17 protein-coding genes are annotated in these 16,037 nt (G+C 65.0%); 1 reads left to right on the forward strand and 16 read right to left on the reverse strand.

Annotated elements, in window-relative coordinates:
* Positions 1 to 15: 15 nt before the first annotated feature.
* From nusB to QDT69_RS09905, 7 genes are all read right to left on the reverse strand, one after another.
* The gene (nusB, locus tag QDT69_RS09875; protein ID WP_279706389.1) at positions 16 to 510 is read right to left on the reverse strand and encodes a transcription antitermination factor NusB; all 495 of its coding nucleotides are present in this window, start codon (positions 508 to 510) and stop codon (positions 16 to 18) included.
* A 2-nt stretch (positions 511 to 512) separates the two neighbouring features.
* Complete coding sequence (gene ribH, locus QDT69_RS09880) at positions 513 to 1,004, reverse strand: 6,7-dimethyl-8-ribityllumazine synthase (RefSeq protein WP_279706390.1); 492 nt, start codon at positions 1,002 to 1,004, stop codon at positions 513 to 515.
* 233 nt (positions 1,005 to 1,237) lie between these two features.
* Positions 1,238 to 1,846, reverse strand: coding sequence for a riboflavin synthase (locus QDT69_RS09885; protein WP_279706391.1), 609 nt, complete (start codon positions 1,844 to 1,846; stop codon positions 1,238 to 1,240).
* On the reverse strand, positions 1,846 to 2,994 hold the full coding sequence (gene ribD / locus QDT69_RS09890) for a bifunctional diaminohydroxyphosphoribosylaminopyrimidine deaminase/5-amino-6-(5-phosphoribosylamino)uracil reductase RibD (protein WP_279706392.1): 1,149 nt from the start codon (positions 2,992 to 2,994) through the stop codon (positions 1,846 to 1,848). The genes QDT69_RS09885 and ribD overlap by 1 nt, the downstream gene beginning before the upstream one ends.
* Positions 2,991 to 3,473 carry a transcriptional regulator NrdR gene (nrdR, locus tag QDT69_RS09895; protein WP_016844999.1) on the reverse strand — a complete coding sequence of 161 codons (483 nt, stop codon included), beginning with the start codon at positions 3,471 to 3,473 and terminating at the stop codon, positions 2,991 to 2,993. Before nrdR ends, ribD begins: the two co-directional genes overlap by 4 nt.
* A 74-nt stretch (positions 3,474 to 3,547) precedes the next feature.
* Positions 3,548 to 4,849 (reverse strand): serine hydroxymethyltransferase, encoded by a 1,302-nt coding sequence (glyA, locus tag QDT69_RS09900; RefSeq protein WP_279706394.1) that lies wholly within the window; start codon positions 4,847 to 4,849, stop codon positions 3,548 to 3,550.
* Between the two features lie 247 nt (positions 4,850 to 5,096).
* Positions 5,097 to 5,375 carry a hypothetical protein gene (locus tag QDT69_RS09905; RefSeq protein WP_279706395.1) on the reverse strand — a complete coding sequence of 93 codons (279 nt, stop codon included), beginning with the start codon at positions 5,373 to 5,375 and terminating at the stop codon, positions 5,097 to 5,099.
* Positions 5,376 to 5,694: 319 nt separating this feature from the next.
* On the opposite strand from QDT69_RS09905, the gene QDT69_RS09910 reads away from it, so the two are divergent.
* Positions 5,695 to 7,974: a TonB-dependent siderophore receptor gene (locus QDT69_RS09910; protein WP_279706396.1), complete on the forward strand. Its 2,280-nt coding sequence runs from the start codon at positions 5,695 to 5,697 to the stop codon at positions 7,972 to 7,974.
* Between the two features lie 219 nt (positions 7,975 to 8,193).
* Here the strand turns inward: QDT69_RS09910 and QDT69_RS09915 are convergent, their stop codons facing one another.
* From QDT69_RS09915 to QDT69_RS09955, 9 genes are all read right to left on the reverse strand, one after another.
* Positions 8,194 to 8,490 (reverse strand): hypothetical protein, encoded by a 297-nt coding sequence (locus QDT69_RS09915; RefSeq protein WP_279706397.1) that lies wholly within the window; start codon positions 8,488 to 8,490, stop codon positions 8,194 to 8,196.
* Positions 8,491 to 8,611: 121 nt separating this feature from the next.
* Positions 8,612 to 10,111 carry a tripartite tricarboxylate transporter permease gene (locus tag QDT69_RS09920; RefSeq protein WP_279706399.1) on the reverse strand — a complete coding sequence of 500 codons (1,500 nt, stop codon included), beginning with the start codon at positions 10,109 to 10,111 and terminating at the stop codon, positions 8,612 to 8,614.
* Positions 10,111 to 10,611, reverse strand: coding sequence for a tripartite tricarboxylate transporter TctB family protein (locus QDT69_RS09925; protein ID WP_279706401.1), 501 nt, complete (start codon positions 10,609 to 10,611; stop codon positions 10,111 to 10,113). Before QDT69_RS09925 ends, QDT69_RS09920 begins: the two co-directional genes overlap by 1 nt.
* Positions 10,608 to 11,561: a tripartite tricarboxylate transporter substrate binding protein gene (locus QDT69_RS09930; protein WP_279706677.1), complete on the reverse strand. Its 954-nt coding sequence runs from the start codon at positions 11,559 to 11,561 to the stop codon at positions 10,608 to 10,610. The genes QDT69_RS09925 and QDT69_RS09930 overlap by 4 nt, the downstream gene beginning before the upstream one ends.
* A gap of 305 nt (positions 11,562 to 11,866) precedes the next feature.
* Positions 11,867 to 12,682, reverse strand: coding sequence for an arylamine N-acetyltransferase (locus tag QDT69_RS09935; RefSeq protein ID WP_347952029.1), 816 nt, complete (start codon positions 12,680 to 12,682; stop codon positions 11,867 to 11,869).
* Between the two features lie 90 nt (positions 12,683 to 12,772).
* Positions 12,773 to 14,092 (reverse strand): glycosyltransferase, encoded by a 1,320-nt coding sequence (locus tag QDT69_RS09940; protein ID WP_279706403.1) that lies wholly within the window; start codon positions 14,090 to 14,092, stop codon positions 12,773 to 12,775.
* A gap of 29 nt (positions 14,093 to 14,121) precedes the next feature.
* Complete coding sequence (locus QDT69_RS09945; RefSeq protein WP_279706404.1) at positions 14,122 to 14,826, reverse strand: helix-turn-helix domain containing protein; 705 nt, start codon at positions 14,824 to 14,826, stop codon at positions 14,122 to 14,124.
* Between the two features lie 65 nt (positions 14,827 to 14,891).
* Entirely contained in the window at positions 14,892 to 15,335 is a 444-nt protein-coding gene (locus tag QDT69_RS09950; RefSeq protein ID WP_279706405.1) for a hypothetical protein, read from the reverse strand.
* Between the two features lie 37 nt (positions 15,336 to 15,372).
* Entirely contained in the window at positions 15,373 to 15,681 is a 309-nt protein-coding gene (locus QDT69_RS09955; RefSeq protein ID WP_279706406.1) for a hypothetical protein, read from the reverse strand.
* Between the last annotated feature and the right edge of the window lie 356 nt (positions 15,682 to 16,037).

Genomic DNA, 16,037 nt, shown 5'->3' on the forward strand with positions numbered 1-16,037 from the left:
GACGGAAAATGTGGTTCAGTTCCGCACAAACTCGTCGCCGCGGAACTGGCGCGCGATCTGGTCGAGCACGGCATTGACCATGCCGGTCTCGTCCTTCTCGACAAAGGCATGCGCGACGTCGACATATTCGGACACCACCACGCGGCCCGGCACGTCCTTGCGATGTTCGAGCTCGTAGGATCCTGCGCGCAGCACCGCCCGAAGGATCGCGTCGATCCGCTTCAGCGGCCAGCCCTTCGACAGCGCCTCGTCGATCAGGGGATCGAGCTTGGCCTGGTCGCGCACCACGCCGGAGACGACGTCGCGGAAGAACGCGGCTTCCGCCGGCAGATATTTGTCACCCTCGACCTCGTTGCCGAGCCAGTGGCTCTCGAACTCGGCGAAGATGTCGTTGATCCCGGCGCCGCCGATGTCCATCTGGTACAGCGCCTGCACAGCAGCGAGCCGCGCCGCGCCGCGCCGGTTGGCTTTCCTGTCAGCGGGTTTGCCGGGTTTGTTGTTCTCAGCCATGGTCAGGCCTTTGCCAGGCGGCGTTTGATCCGCAGCATCGCGATCGCCGCGCGCGCGGCGTCGCCGCCCTTGTTCAACTCGCTGGCGCGCGCCCGCGCCCAGGCCTGCGCCTCGGTGTTGACGGTGAGGATGCCGTTGCCGAGCGGAAATTTTCGGCTCACGGCCAGATCCATCAAGCCGCGCGAGGACTCCATCGAGACGATCTCGAAATGGATGGTGTCGCCGCGCACCACGCAGCCCAGCGCGATCGCCGCGTCATAGGGCTTGCCGTTCGCTTCAGCGGCATCGATCGCAATCGCGATTGCGGCCGGAATCTCAAGCGCGCCGGGCACCGTGATGACGTCGTGGCTGGCACCGGCCGTCTTCAGCTCGGCGAGCGCGCCTTCCAGCAGCGCATCCTGGATGTCGTCATAAAACCGAGCCTCGACGATCAGCACGCGAGCGCCTGTGATGTCGGTCTGGTCCTTCAGGGGTGCGCGCCGCGCGTCAGCCATTTTCGTTCCATATGTTCTGCATGTTGACAGTCAACGCCCATGTAATTTGTCAACGGGCGTGTTTGTAGTCGCCGCGAGGCGGTATTCCAAGCACGAATGCGCCTGACGCCGTCATTCCGGGGCGATGCGAAGCATCGAACCCGGAATCTCGAGATTCCCCGATGCACAATTGTGCATCTGCGGTCTGGTCCTTCGGACCATCCCGGAATGACCGCTGCGTGACGGCTACGCCGTCATTTCATCTCCGACAGCCGCGCGGCGTAGCGGGCCATCAGATCGACCTCGATATTGACCTCGCTGCCGGCCTTCCAGCCGCTCAGGGTCGTGACGCTGAGCGTATGCGGGATGATCAGCACCGAAAACGTGACGTCATCGACCGTGTTCACGGTCAGCGACACGCCGTCCAGCGTGACCGAGCCCTTTGCCGCGATGAAACGCGCCAGTTCGCGGGTGGTTCTGAGCTCAAAGCGCGCCATGTCGGGCAGATCGTCGCGCTTGACGATGGTGGCGATGCCGTCGGCATGCCCGGCCACGATGTGACCGCCGAGCTCGTCGCCGATCTTGAGCGCGCGCTCGAGGTTGAGCTTGCCGCCCTGCGCCCAATGCTTGGCGGTGGTCATGCCGAGCGTCTCGGCCGCGGCATCGACGTCGAACCAGGTCTTGCCGTCGGCGGTGCCGGAGGCGACCACGGTGAGGCAAACGCCGTTGCAGGCGATCGAGGCGCCGTCGGCGATCGTAGTCTGGTCGTAGTCGCAGGCAATCCGCAACCGGTGCAGCTGCCCCTGCGCCACTGGCTTCAGGCTGGTGATCTCACCGATATCGGTGACAATTCCGGTAAACATTACGCACGCTCGTAGATATTGAGACTGTCTTTGCCGAGGGTTTCGCTAGCACGAAGGCGGAAGGTCGGCGACTGCGTGATTGCGTCGAGCGGCATTGCGTCCAGCGCGGGAACGCCGTCGGCGCCGATCGCATCAGGTCCGCGCAACAGCCAGATTTCATCGACGAGGCCCGCCGCCACGAAAGAATTTGCCACGCGAGACCCGCCCTCGACCAAGAGCCGCGTGATTCCCTTCTCCGCCAGCGCATGCAGAACGGCGGGCAGATCGAGCCCCGCAGGCGTGCTGGCGGCAACGCGGATCACCTTAGCACCGGCAGCGCCGAGCTTCACCGCGGCGGGGGCTTCCGCCATGTCTGAGGTCATCACCCAGAGCGGCGTCTCGCGCGCGGAATGCACCATTCGGCTGTCGCCCGAGATCCGCAGCGCACGATCCAGCACCACACGCACCGGCGAACGCGCCGCCATGCCGGGCAGCCGGCAGGTCAGAAGCGGATCGTCGGCCTTGACCGTGCCGATCCCGACCAGGATCGCATCGCACTGCGCGCGCAGCAGATGCACGCGGGTCCGCGCCGCCTCCCCTGATATCGCAACCGGCTTGTGCCCGTGCGCCGCGATCTTGTCGTCGGCGGATACCGCGAGCTTGAGGATCACATGCGGGCGCTTGTCCGTGATGCGACGGAAATGTCCGGCATGGTCGCGCGCGGCCTCCGCCTGGCACAGCCCGACATCGACCGCGATGCCGGCGGCGCGCAGTTTCGCGTGCCCCTTCCCGCCGACCTCCGGATTGGGGTCCTCGATCGCCGACACCACGCGGGCGAGCCCCGCCGCGACCACGGCGTCCGCACAGGGCGGCGAGCGGCCGAAATGCGAGCAGGGTTCGAGCGTGACATAGAGCGTGGCGCCGCGGGCCGCGTCGCCCGCGCGGCGGAGCGCCTCGACCTCGGCATGCGGCCGGCCGCCTGCTTGCGTCCAGCCGCGGCCGACAATCACGCCGTCCTTGACGATCACGGCGCCGACCGCCGGATTGGGCCAGGTGCGCCCGAGCCCGCGGCGGCCGAGCGCCAGCGCGAGCTGCATGAAGCGCAGATCGGCGGCTTTGGCCTCTTTGGATTTCTGCGCGAACTGGTCTTCGAGAATGCGAAAGATCATTTTCGCAACGTTGCGAGCCGCGGGTCCTCTTCGCCGGTCAACTCGTCGAGCACAGCCTCGAAGTCCTTGGCCTCGCGGAAATTGCGATAGACCGAGGCGAAGCGCACATAGGCGACGTCGTCGAGCTGGCGCAGATGCTCCATCACGATCTCGCCGATCGCCTCGGATGAAACCTCCGCCTCGCCGCCGCTTTCGAGCTCGCGAACGATGGTGGACACCATCTTCTCGACCCGCTCCGACTCCACCGGGCGCTTGCGCAGCGAGATCTGCAGCGAGCGCACCAGCTTGTCGCGGTCGAACGGCACGCGGCGGCCGTTGCGCTTGATCACGGTGAGCTCGCGCAGCTGCACCCGCTCGAAGGTCGTGAAGCGGAAGTTGCAGGCCATGCACACACGCCGCCTGCGGATGACGGCGGAGTCCTCGGTCGGACGCGAGTCCTTGACCTGCGTATCGAGAGAATTGCAGCTCGGGCAGCGCATCCGACGGGACCTTTATTTGCGCATGATCTATTCGGAAAACCGGTACCCACTTTTCCGGATCATGCGACCCCTTCTTACTGGTAGATCGGGAAGCGATCGGTCAGCGCCTTGACGCGCTCCTTGATCGCTGCCTCGACCAGCGGCGCCTTGCCGTCCGGCGACTGCGCCAGCGCGTTCAGCACTTCCGCGATCATGCCGCCGACCTGCTTGAACTCGGCGACGCCGAAGCCACGCGTGGTCGCAGCCGGCGTACCGAGCCGCAGGCCCGAAGTGACGAACGGCTTCTCGGGATCGAACGGGATGCCGTTCTTGTTGCAGGTGATGGCGGCGCGCACCAGCGCCTTCTCGGAGATGTTGCCTTTCAGGCCCTTCGGCCTGAGGTCGACCAGCATCAGATGGTTGTCGGTGCCGCCGGACACGATGTCGAGGCCGTGACTGCGCAGCGTCTCGGCCAGCGCCTTGGCGTTTTCGACCACGTTCTTGGCGTAGACCTTGAAGTCCGGCCGCAGCGCCTCGGCGAACGCCACCGCCTTGGCCGCGATGACGTGCATCAGCGGGCCGCCCTGCAGGCCGGGGAAGATCGCCGAGTTCAGCTTCTTGGCGAGCGTCTCGTCATTGGTCAGGATCAGGCCGCCGCGCGGACCGCGCAGCGACTTGTGCGTCGTCGTCGTGGTGACATGGGCGTGCGGCACCGGCGAGGCATGCACGCCGCCGGCGACGAGGCCCGCGAAATGCGCCATGTCGACCAGGAGATACGCACCGACCGAGTCTGCGATCTCGCGGAAGCGCTTGAAGTCCCAGGCGCGCGAATAGGCCGAGCCGCCGGCGATGATCAGCTTCGGCTTGACCTGCTCGGCCTGCTTCTGGACCTCGTCCATGTCGATGATCTGGTCCTCGCGGCGCACAGTGTAGTGCGCGGCCTTGAACCACTTGCCGGACATGTTGACCGGCGAGCCGTGGGTGAGATGGCCGCCGGCGGCGAGGTCGAGACCCATGAAGGTGTCGCCGGGCTGCAGCAGCGCCAGAAACGCCGCCTGGTTCATCTGGCTGCCGGAGTTCGGCTGGACGTTGGCAAAGCCGGCGCCGAACAGCTTCTTGGCGCGCTCGATCGCCAGGTTCTCGGCGACGTCGACCCACTCGCAACCGCCGTAGTAGCGCGCGCCCGGATAACCTTCCGCGTATTTGTTGGTCATCACCGAGCCCTGCGCCTCCAGCACGGCGCGGCTGACGATGTTCTCGGAGGCGATCAGCTCGATCTCATGGCGCTGCCGGCCGAGTTCGCCCTTGATCGCGGCGGCGATCTCGGGATCGGCCTCGGCGAGGGTCGCCGTGAAGAAGGAATCGGGCGCGGAAGCGGTCTTGGAGGATGAGGTCATCGGCGAAATATCTCCACCGCCGCAAGCCTTTACTTAGGATGCGGACGGTCACGAGTGGCGGTCGAAGCTGGTTTCAGAGGGTTATCACATCGCCCCAAAATGGCCAAGCGGTTGCGGTCCCCGGCGGTCAATTATGCCAGATATGGTGGGGATGGCGGGGATTGCCAGCCAGCCGGGGCCTGCCCCGGGGGCTCGGTTCCGGCCGGCTCAGGGCGCGCGCGACTGTCGTGGCCGGCAGACTTAGCACTCACTTACGATGAAGTACTTCCTTACGATGAAGTACTTCGTCGGCCGCCCGGATAAGATCATCAACCTTCGCTTGTTCCGATGAACTTAGCTCGTTTCTGTCCTGAGCCCGGATGCTCTTGAGCGCAGCCGCCAACTCACCCCAACCGTCGGTCATGCCGTTGAAGGCAAGGAATGGACTAAGGATGCGCGATAGAGGCGAGAGCAATCGTCGCTCACACCAGCCATCGATCAGGCCCTTCAACTCCGCAGAAAATTCATCGCTCGATCTGTAAGCCATCGCCGAACCTGCATTAGGACGCTCTGATGATCAACATGGGCGGCAGGACTGTATCCCTTTTTCGACGCGAGCCAATGTGTTCGCTCGATCATGATCCATCGGATTACGAGACGAATTTTGAATCGTTCTTTGAATCGTTCAACACTGGATTGATTCAAGCGTCTCACGCGAGGCGTGCAATTGCGCGTCGTACTCCGTTGTCGCACAGTCACACACGCGAGCTTAGCGCACGGCTTAAATAGCTTCTAACCGCGCGCAGGCTGTCAACGAAGATCACCGTGATAACGACGCCGAAGAAAATTCTCTTCGGGGGCGTTGAATGACGGACGGATGGATTCGGCCGCAGCGGTTTGCTGCTTCGGCGTTGGTGGTGTTTTCGGTTGCTGCAGCGGACGAGGTGTTCGCGCAGACGCAGTTGCCGTCGGTGACGGTCGATGCGCCGTCGCATCGGCAAGCGGCGCGATCGCAGCAGCCTTCGCAACGGACCACGCGCGCGCGGAGCGCCTCACGCCGCGCAACAGTCGCCCCGGCGGGAGCGCAGCCGCAGGCCACGCAGCAAGCCGCCCGCACAGGCGGCGGACACGAGCGCGCCAACGGTCCGGTCGCCGGCTATCTGGCGCGGCAGAGCGCTGTTGGCACCAAGACCAGCACGCCGATCATCCAGACGCCGCAATCGGTGACGGTCATCAGCGCCGAGCAGATCCGCGACCAGAAGGTCGTCAGCAAATTCGACGAGGTGCTGCGCTACACGCCCGGCGTCGTCGGCGGTACCTTCGGCGCCGATTTCCGCAATGACTGGTTCCTGATCCGCGGCTTCCCCGCGCAGAACGAGTCGCTGTTCCTCGACGGCCTGCAGCTGTTCTACACCTCCTATGCGAGCTGGAAGCTGCAGCCCTTCAACCTCGAGCGCGTCGAGGTGCTGCGCGGCCCATCCGGCATCCTGTATGGCGGCTCGGCGCCGGGCGGCCTCGTCAACGCGGTGAGCAAGCTGCCGTCGGCCGAGCCCGTTCGCTACATCGAGACCGGCGTCAATAATTTCGGCAACGCCTATACCCAGTTCGACATCGGCGGCGCGACGGCACCGCCCGGAGGCGGCCAGGTGCAGTATCGCCTCGTCGGCCAGGCCCAGGGCGGCGGCACGCAGACCGATTATGTCTACGACAACAATTTCTTCTTCGCCCCGTCAGTAACCTGGCGGCCCGATGCCGACACCAGCCTCACCGTGTTCGGCCTGGCCTCGCACAGCAACACCCGCGCAGTGAACTTCCTGCCCTATGTCGGCACAGTCACCAACGCGCCGTTCGGCCGGATTCCAACCAGCCTGTTCGCCGGCGATCCCGGCGTCGATCAGTTCCGCCGCGATCAGGAGATGGTCGGCTACCAGTTCCAGAAGAGCGTGACCGACAGCGTCGACTTCCGCCAGAACGCGCGCATGGCCCATGTCGACGTCTATTATGCCGGCCTCTACGGGCTCGGCTACGCGACGACGCCGGCGGCCGCCGACATCAGCCGCGGCAATTTCTACACCCGCGGCATCGCCACGCAGCTTAACCTCGACAATCAGCTCGAATATCGCTTTGCGACCGGCGCGCTGCAGCACACCGCGCTGGTCGGCGTCGATCTGAAATATTACGGCATCGACGACCGCCAGGGTTTTGGCGCGGGCACCAACCTGAACGTGCTCAATCCGGTCTACGGCAACAACCTGCCGTTCAGCGGGGCGCTGTATCAGAACGGCTATCTCACCCAGGGCATGGCCGGGCTCTATCTGCAAGATCAGGTCCAGCTCGACCGCCTGACGGTCGTGCTGTCGGGGCGTCAGGACTGGGTCGATCTCACCAACAACAACCGGATCGGCGCCTCGCAGGGCCGCGACGACAGCAAGTTCTCCGGCCGTGTCGGCGCGATTTACAATTTCGACAGCGGCGTTGCGCCCTACGTCTCCTACATGACCGGCTACAATCCGGTGATCGGCACCAACGCCGCCGGCCAGTTGCTGCTGCCGGAAACCTCCGCGCAGACCGAGGTCGGCGTCAAGTACGAGCCGGCCGGGCTCAACGCGCGGTTCGGCGTCGCGTATTTCGATCTCAAGCGCAAGAACGCGTTAACGACAGATCCGAACAACACCCTGTTCCAGACCCAGAATGGCGAAGTCACCTCGCGCGGCGTCGAGCTCGAGGCGGTCGCGAACATCACGCGGGATTTCAAGCTGGTGGCGAGCTACACCAATTACGAGCTGTTCGTCAGCAAGGACCTCAATCCCGCACTGATCGGCACCGTGCCGACCAACACGCCTCGAGAGCTCGCCTCGGTCTGGACCGACTACACCTTCCGCGAGGGTCCGCTCACGGACTTCGGCCTCGGTGGCGGCGTGCGCTATGTCGGCTCGTCCTTCGCCGACACCGCGAACACCGCGCGCGTTCCGAGCGTCGTGCTCGGCGACCTCGCCTTGCACTATGAATGGGACAACAATTGGCGCGCGGCGCTCAATGTCGTGAACGTGACCGACAAGATCTACGTCGCAAGCTGCGCCACCATTGGCTCCTGCTATTACGGCGACCGCCGGCGCATCACGGCAAGCATCGCCTATAAATGGTGAGCACGCCGCGAAACATTTCGTTCACAAAACTATAATCGAGAGGCGGCGTTCGGCCGTCTCTCCTTTTTTCAGCGCCGTCAGGGTGGTGTCAGCATGTCGCGCTAGGTTTGCGCTGCGGCAACGCTTTGCCGCGCCCAGACTGGCCCGCTCCGAAATGCGAGCCCCGGAGCGGGCCTTTTACGTGCCGAGGTTCCCGCTGCCGCCGAGCGCGGGTCGACGTCAGAAGGCATTCCTGAACTGCGCGACATAGTCGGGGCTCCCATAGACCCACATCGGCTCGTCGCATTGTTGCGATCCAAGATCGTTCGTGCAGGCCGCACTCCACGGCGGCGCTGCGATCTGGCGGCCGACGATCCCGTATCCCTGCGATCGGCTGCCGATGATCGGTTGCGCGCCGGCGCGCGCGAGATGGCCGCTCTTGTCGGTTCGCACGTGCGCCACGGCTTGGGGCATCAGAACCTGGGTCGTGAGCGATGGCGCCAGCAGCAGCGCCGCCAGAAGGTATGTGGTCTTCATCGTTCAGCCGCCTTGATTGAGCCTCGCGGAGCGAGGCATGTACGTTGCTGAACGGAAGACTGGGACCGCAGTCCGGATATTTCCGGATCACGCGAATGTTTTGGCGGTGTCGCACCGCGCGCTAATCCTCGTTGGCCTTGAACCGCCCGAGTCCCCTGAGCACGAACGGCGCCAGCAACGCGATCAGCGCGATGCCGAGCAGCGTCGCCGACATCGGGCTTTGCAGCAGCACCATGGGATCGCCGAGGCTGATCGCCAGCGCGCGGCGCAGCTGGCTTTCCGCGATCGGCCCGAGGATCAATCCGATCACGACAGGTGCGATCGGGAAATCGAACCGCCGCATCAGGAAACCCATCACGCCGAACGCCGCCAGCATCGACAATTCGACGACCGACGGTTTTGCCGCGATCGTACCCATGGTTGCGAACACCAGGATGCCGGCATAGAGCCATGGCTGCGGGATCGCGAGCAGCCGCACCCACAAGCCGACCAGCGGCAGGTTGAGCACCAGCAGCATGCCGTTGGCGATGAACAGGCTCGCGATCAGACCCCACACCAGATCGGGCCGCTCGGCGAACAGCAGCGGCCCCGGATTGAGGCCATATTGCTGGAAGCCCGCCAGCATCATCGCCGCGGTGGCCGAGGTCGGCAGTCCGAGCGTCAGCAGCGGCACCAGCGTGCCGGCGGCGGAGGCGTTATTGGCGGCTTCGGGTCCAGCGACGCCCTCGATCGCGCCCTTGCCGAATTCCTCCGGATGTTTGGTCAGCCGGCGCTCGGTGGAATAGGACAGGAACGTCGGGATCTCGGCGCCGCCGGCCGGCAGCGCGCCGATCGGAAAGCCGAACAGGGTGCCGCGCAGCCACGGCTTCCACGAGCGTCGCCAATCCTCGCGCGTCATCCACAGCGAGCCGCGCACCGGCTCGAGCTTCTCCTCGGCGTGATGGCGGCGCGAGGCGACATAGAGCGCCTCCCCCACCGCGAACAGGCCGACCGCGAGCGTCGTCACCTCGACGCCGTCGAGCAGCTCCGGAATACCGAACGCAAGCCGCGCCTGACCGGTCAGCTTGTCGATGCCGACGAGGCCGAGCGTCAGCCCGATGAACAGGCTGGTGAGGCCACGGACCGGCGAGTCGCCGAACGTCGCCGACACCGTGACGAAGGCGACGCACATCAGTGCGAAATAATCCTCCGGCCCGAACCGAACCGCGAAATCGACCAGCCAGGGCGCGAGGAACGCGAGCCCGATGGTGGCGATGGTGCCGGCTACGAACGAGCCGATTGCCGAGGTCGCCAGCGCCGGGCCGCCGCGGCCGGCCTTGGCCATCTTGTTGCCCTCGAGCGCCGTCGCCATCGACGCGCTCTCGCCCGGCGTGTTGATCAGGATCGCGGTGGTCGATCCGCCGTACATGCCGCCGTAATAGATGCCGGCGAACATGATCAGCGAGCCGCCAGGATCGAGCTTGTAGGTCACCGGCAGCAGCAGCGCGACCGTCAGCGCCGGGCCGATGCCCGGCAACACGCCGACCGCGGTGCCGAGGAACACGCCGATCAGGGCGTAGAGCAGATTCATCGGCTGCATGGCGACCGCCATGCCATGCGCCAGCGCGGCGAAGGTGTCCATCACAGCAGTCGCTCCAGCGGGCCGGCAGGAAGGCTCAGCGTCAACAGTTTGTCGAACGCGAGGTAGATGAGCGTCGTGATGACGAGCGCGATGGCGGAGTCTGCCAGGACGGCGCGTCGGCCGAACGCGGCCGACGTGGTGACGAACAGCGCCGAGGTGGCAAGGATGAAGCCGCCGCCGAAGCCGATGATGCCGATTAACAGCGCCAGGCCGCCGATGATCAGCCACACCGGCATCGGATCCATGCTCTCGCGCGGCGGCAAGTTGCCGCGCAACGCGTCGATCAGATTGCCGACCGCGAGGATGACGAGGCCGATCGCGATGACGACAGGCATCGCTTCCGGCCCCATGCCGTACATCGTGGTGGACGGCAGCTTGCTCGCGTCCCACACCAGCACCGCGGCGAGCACGGCCAGCGCGGCCGCGATGACGACGCCGACGCGATCGAGGCGCCGAACCGGCGCGCGCGGCAGGTTTTCGGAAGCCGTGTCCGGCGTCATGACTTCACGAGGCCGACCGACTTCAGCACCTCGGTGACGCGCGCGATTTCCTTCTTCAGGAAATCCGCGAACGCGTCGCCGCCGAGATACGCATCATCCCAACCCTTCTGCTTCAGGATCTCCTTCCAGGCATCGGACTTCACCATCTTCTCGACGGCATCGCTCAACACCTTGCGCTGCTCCGGCGTGATGCCAGGCGGCGCCACCACCGAGCGCCAGTTCGCCAGCACGAGATCGATGCCCTGCTCCTTGAAGGTCGGGATGTCGACGCCGGGCAGACGTTGCGCAGAGGTCAGGCCGAGCGCCCGCAGCTTGCCGGCCTTGATCTGGCCCTCGTATTCGCTGAGGCCGGAAATGCCGGCCGTGACCTTGCCGCCGAGAATCGCGGCAAGGGATTCACCGCCACCGGAGAACGGAATGTAGTTGATCTTCTTCGCGTCGGCCCCGACCGCGCCCGCGAACAGCGCCGCCATCACGTGATCGACGCCGCCGGCCGAGCCGCCGGCAAAGGTCACCTTCGCGATATCGGCCTTGACCGCGGCGGCGAGATCCTGCGCCGTCTTCAGCGGTGAATTCGCCGGCACCACGATGACCTGGATCTCCTCGGTGAGGCGCGCGATCGGCGTCACCTGATCCAGCGTCACCGGCGACTTGTTCATGGCGAGCGCGCCGACCATGACGAAGCCGTTGACCATCATCTGGTTGCCGTCGCCCTTGGCGCCGTTGACGAACTGCGCGATGCCGACGCTGCCGCCGGCGCCGGGAACATTGGTGACCTGGACGCTGCGCGCGACGCCGGCGGCGACCAGCGCCTGCTGCATCGAGCGCGCGGTCTGATCCCAGCCACCGCCCGGCGCCGCCGGCGCCATCAGCTTGAGCTCGAGCTGCTGCGCGGCCGCCGGGCCGCTCGCCCCAACAAGCAGCGCGACGACCGCGCCGAACAGGCGCATGCGGGACGAGATCATGGGGCTTCCTCCTGAAATTTTCAGATGCAGCCCGCCGATCGCTGGCCGCATCCGGTCATGTGGTCGCATCGCCAGCCAGAAGCGTGGTCCCATCGGGTATGGAATCGCTCGTCGGTCGCGCGTCTGCGTACCCCTAGCGACCATTCGCCTCAGCATTCGGCAAGCCGGGCAGCGCAGCCAAGCCGTGCAGCAAATCGCCGCACCTCGCCGGTCCGTTTTCGCTTGCCTTGACTGGAGTCGTACGGCGGCAGGACGCCCGCCGGCTCCGGCGCGTTGCTAGGAATGTCCGTTCAGGCGGCTTCGCCGCGGCCGACCGCCTGGATCTTCTCCCAAACGTGGTCAGGCTTGGGAACGTCGATGTTGAAGATCGTCTTGAACGTATCGGCGAGATGATCCGCGCTCGTGATGCGTTGTTCGCTCACGCTGTCTGCCGTCACGCGACATAGGCAGTCGTTCTTCAAGGCAACATAGCCATTCTCGGTATGCAGAATGAGCGCCAGCGCGCTTGTGAACGGCGAGCCGGGATCCTGCGTCAGCCAGCAAAGCGTAGCAGCCATCTTGGCCTCATCGCTGTAATCGGGCTGAAAATCGAAACTGTGCGCCATGCCGCGCGCATGGTTCTTGAAGCGTAGCCAGCCATCGTCTGTCGGTACGATCGAAAACTCGAAACCACGGTCGCTGATCGGTCCGGCGGCGAGAGGCACCGGTTCGACAATGGCGTCCCCCAAGCCGACATCGGCAAGGTACGGCCGGTCGAGATCGACACGCAGAGCCAGATGATTGCCGATGACGAGGTCGCCCATGACCTCACGGTCGACGGCGCCGCACAGGCGGGTCACGCGGAAACCGAGCGCGGTGAGCGCCGCGCCGAACAGACCGTTCATCTCGTAGCACCAGCCGCCGCGCCTGCCCTCCACCATTTTGGCGAAGGCTGTGGCCGGGGCGATCGAGCACGGCCATCCCATGAAAGCATCCAGCGCGTCCCAGGTGAAGGCCATCAGATGGGCGCGGTGAAGTCTCGACAGGCTGTCGACATCGAGAGAGACCGGCCGGCCGACCCCGATCCTCGCGAGATAGGCGTCCAGTTGGCCGGACGTCAGGGTCATTCCATTTTCGCTTGAAGAGACGTGTGTCATCCTTCGGTTTCCTCTCGATGGACCGATTTCGAGGTTTCAGCCTCGATCAGCTTGTGCCAATCACGCAGCGGACGGAGCTCCCTGGGAAGACCTCAGTACGAAGTCTTCGATTTCTGCGACGAGCCGTGCAGGCGCCGGGCCTTCCGCAGCGATGGCACGCGCAAGAACCACCGCCCGCTCTGCAAAGCTCGGCTCGGAAAGGACGCGCCGCACGGCCTCGCCGATCATTTGCGGAGTTGCTGAAAGATCGAGGCGCAGACCCGCGCCGTGATAGTCGACGCGCGCGGCGTTGTCGTTCTGATCGCGCCCCATCGGCAGAACGACGAGAGGGACGCCGTGGCTCAGCGATCGCATGACCGTTCCGTGCCCGCCGTGGGTGACGACGACGCGGGCTTTGGTCAGGATGTCCTCATGCGCCGCACTGGGAAGAATGGTGACATTCGCCGACGATTGAAGGCGTAGTCCCTCGAGGGCTTTGCCAAGGGTGACGACCACCTCGACCGGCTCGTCCGCCAAACCGGATATCACCCGCTGCAGCACATCGGCCTGCCGCTGATTGGTGGTGCTGAACGACACGAGCACGAGAGGCCGCCTCTCGCGCGCCGGCGGGCTCGTCCAGCGTTCGCGGGCCCAGCTCGGCATCTCCAGCAGCGGCCCCACATAGCGCACATGATCCGGCAGGCGCTCGGTGGGAAAATCGAAGCTGCTGCTAGTGGCAAGGAGATGGCGGCCGGCGCTCAAGGGCTGTTCGTGGACATGGGCCAGGGGCGCGAGGCCGAAATGGGCACGGGCAGCGTTGAGGCTCGGCAGGAAGCCGTCCCATAATTGCTCGGCCGTGGCCGAGGCCTCGGCGTCGCGCGCTCTGTCCGCCGCCGAGCGGGCGGGCTGAAAGCCCGGACCGAACGGTGGATGTCCGGGGAGAGGCCAAAGCGAGATGTTGCTTGCGAGCAAGGCCGTCGGAACCTTGGCAATTTCGCCCGCCAACATGCTGCCGAACAGCATATCCGTGCCGAGAAGGATATCGGACGGCTCCGCTGCCAGCGCTTCGAGAATATCCTCGGCATGGGATCGCGCTGGTCCGACGAAGACCCGTTCGCACCCTCTTTGAAAGCCGGCCAGGGGATCGGTGGTTTCCCAATCGCGCACGTAGCAGCTTTCGGGTGCGCGATCGCGACGGTTCGGCGCGCGCTTCCAGGGCAGGAATCGAGCCCCCGCCTCGATCGCCTCCGCTCGCATCGTGTCGTCGGCGATCAGCCGTACGTCGTGGCCCCGAGCGACGAGGGCGCGCACGGCCTCGAGCGTCGGCGGCACGTTGCCGCCACCTTCCCAACTGACCGCCACGATGCGCAGATGCGGCCCCGCATCCGTCGTTTCCGTCATTGCGTTGGTCCTTCTCGATGCAGACCGGATCAGTTCGCCCTGCCCTCACGCAGCAGGCGCTCGATCGCCTGCGTCATGAGCCGGTGGGTCTTCGCCGCCGAATGTCCTTGCGCCCGACGCAGCAGATGCCAGATCCAAACATCGGTCTGGACCAACAACTGCGCGAGCCGATCGCCTCGAGCCTGGCCATCGAGCTTGTCGAGCCATGCCCCGAATACGTCCTCGATCCACTTGCGATGAGCTTTGCGTCCGCGATCGAGGATGGCAGCGAACTCGGGAATGCGCGCTTCCTGGCTGAGGGTTCGCACGATGATGTCGCCGGTGCGTTCGTAATCGTCCGTCAGGAGCCTGACGATGTCCGCCACGCTTTGGGCCGGCGTGCTCCAGCGTTGGGCCTGGATCGAGACGTCCATCTGGGCAGCCATGGCGCTGAGCACGCCGGTCTTGGAGCCGAAGCGCCGTATCACGGTCTGGCGGGTGGTGCCGGCCGCCGCAGCGATGTCGTCGAGAGTGATCTCGTCGAACCAGCGTTCTTCGAGGAGCGCTCTCAATGCGTCGACGATCTGCCGCTCGGTATCCTGAACTGCATCGGCGCGCGCCGACTGGCGATAGGCTCGCGGAGACATGCGTCGATCCTTCAAAGCAATCACTTGGTCGCCCGGTACACCATGCAACTCCCGCGTTCGAGCTTCCAGTTCAAATTGATCATACCGCGCGCGTTCTGCGGTGAGCATGACGAAAAGCGCTTCATGAACTTCGTCCTGTCATTGGCACGCGATGCTCACATATGCCGGCCGGGCTATTCGATGGGAGCGTTGATCATGCTGCATTGGATTTTGACCGCCAGCATGTTGTCCGGTTTCGTGTCCTGCGGTGGGACCACCGCGACAGCGGCCTCAGCCTCCGCTTTGGGCATGCCTACGCCGCCGACCAGGATATCGAGGGCCATCTTCTTGCTGCTGTCGATCAGGCTGGGGTCGTGTTTGAAGGCGCTGCACAGCTGACCGGCTTGGACGAGTCCTAAGGCATACTCTTTGATCATCGCCTTTTTCTCTTCAGGCGTGAATTCCGGAATCTTCATTCCAGTCTGCCTTTCGATCTGTTTGGCTCTCTCTTGCGCCTGGCGCAACACGTCGCTGTGGCCGTCGGTCTGCTGGGCGTGAAGCAGCTGCGCGCCAGGGGTGAGCGCCGCTGTGACAAGCAGGGCAAGAAGGCCACCGCGAGCTATCAGGATCGTCCGCATTTGATACCCTCGCGGTGTGTCGTCCTTCCGGGAGCCGTCAGAATCCCCTCCGCCGTCGCTCCGCCTGCCATGCCTTGTCTTCCCTGCTGCCTGGAACATAAGGAGACACAAGAATCCCGCCGATCATCGTTCCGCCTCGCTTCATTTCAGCGATGCGTCGCGCTCGTTCCGCCGGCGAAACAAAATTCCGACCGGCCTTGTATGGCTGTCCGGGACCATCATGGGTGGTCATACAAAGCGGCTCACCGCTCCTCGAGCGGCCGACCACTTTGCAGGCACTGGCGGAATCCATCTGGAGCGCAAACAGCGGCGCCAGAGCGAAGAGCAAGACGTATTTTCTGGTCATGACTTTTCCCTTTTCAAGGAGCCGCACCTTCAGTCGATCAAGGCACCGAATGTCGTCGCGCGCCGCGTAATGAGTGCGCTTCGCTTCCGCGACGTTGGCGATCTCGTGTCTTGTTCGGCATGTCCGTCAGCCCGACCATGGTCAGGCCGCCGGAGATGCGTTGTGACGGCGTACCGTCGTCATGGCCGACACGCTTCACCGCCAGCCGCCGCCATAGCTGTCGTCGCTATAATGGCGGCCTCTGGAGCCCCAGCCTCCGGAGCTTCGGTTTCCATAGCCTCCGCCCCAACCCCCAGCATCCCGTCGGCCGTAGCGTCCGCCGGATTCCCAGCCGCTATCGGAGCCGTAATGCCGAC

It is taken from the genome of Bradyrhizobium sp. CER78 (genome assembly GCF_029846235.1).
Taxonomy (GTDB): Bacteria; Pseudomonadota; Alphaproteobacteria; order Rhizobiales; family Xanthobacteraceae; genus Bradyrhizobium.

Bases quoted from the DNA above. Each gene is read 5' to 3' on its own strand.
- QDT69_RS09905 (WP_279706395.1), bottom strand. From the start codon at position 5,375: ATGGCTTACAGATCGAGCGATGAATTTTCTGCGGAGTTGAAGGGCCTG.
- ribH (WP_279706390.1), bottom strand. From the start codon at position 1,004: ATGGCTGACGCGCGGCGCGCACCCCTGAAGGACCAGACCGACATCACA.
- QDT69_RS09920 (WP_279706399.1), bottom strand. From the start codon at position 10,111: ATGGACACCTTCGCCGCGCTGGCGCATGGCATGGCGGTCGCCATGCAG.
- QDT69_RS09945 (WP_279706404.1), bottom strand. From the start codon at position 14,826: ATGCTCACCGCAGAACGCGCGCGGTATGATCAATTTGAACTGGAAGCT.
- glyA (WP_279706394.1), bottom strand. From the start codon at position 4,849: ATGACCTCATCCTCCAAGACCGCTTCCGCGCCCGATTCCTTCTTCACG.
- nrdR (WP_016844999.1), bottom strand. From the start codon at position 3,473: ATGCGCTGCCCGAGCTGCAATTCTCTCGATACGCAGGTCAAGGACTCG.
- QDT69_RS09950 (WP_279706405.1), bottom strand. From the start codon at position 15,335: ATGCGGACGATCCTGATAGCTCGCGGTGGCCTTCTTGCCCTGCTTGTC.
- QDT69_RS09955 (WP_279706406.1), bottom strand. From the start codon at position 15,681: ATGACCAGAAAATACGTCTTGCTCTTCGCTCTGGCGCCGCTGTTTGCG.
- QDT69_RS09885 (WP_279706391.1), bottom strand. From the start codon at position 1,846: ATGTTTACCGGAATTGTCACCGATATCGGTGAGATCACCAGCCTGAAG.
- QDT69_RS09915 (WP_279706397.1), bottom strand. From the start codon at position 8,490: ATGAAGACCACATACCTTCTGGCGGCGCTGCTGCTGGCGCCATCGCTC.
- QDT69_RS09925 (WP_279706401.1), bottom strand. From the start codon at position 10,611: ATGACGCCGGACACGGCTTCCGAAAACCTGCCGCGCGCGCCGGTTCGG.
- QDT69_RS09940 (WP_279706403.1), bottom strand. From the start codon at position 14,092: ATGACGGAAACGACGGATGCGGGGCCGCATCTGCGCATCGTGGCGGTC.
- QDT69_RS09935 (WP_347952029.1), bottom strand. From the start codon at position 12,682: ATGACCCTGACGTCCGGCCAACTGGACGCCTATCTCGCGAGGATCGGG.
- QDT69_RS09930 (WP_279706677.1), bottom strand. From the start codon at position 11,561: ATGCGCCTGTTCGGCGCGGTCGTCGCGCTGCTTGTTGGGGCGAGCGGC.
- QDT69_RS09910 (WP_279706396.1), top strand. From the start codon at position 5,695: ATGACGGACGGATGGATTCGGCCGCAGCGGTTTGCTGCTTCGGCGTTG.
- nusB (WP_279706389.1), bottom strand. From the start codon at position 510: ATGGCTGAGAACAACAAACCCGGCAAACCCGCTGACAGGAAAGCCAAC.
- ribD (WP_279706392.1), bottom strand. From the start codon at position 2,994: ATGATCTTTCGCATTCTCGAAGACCAGTTCGCGCAGAAATCCAAAGAG.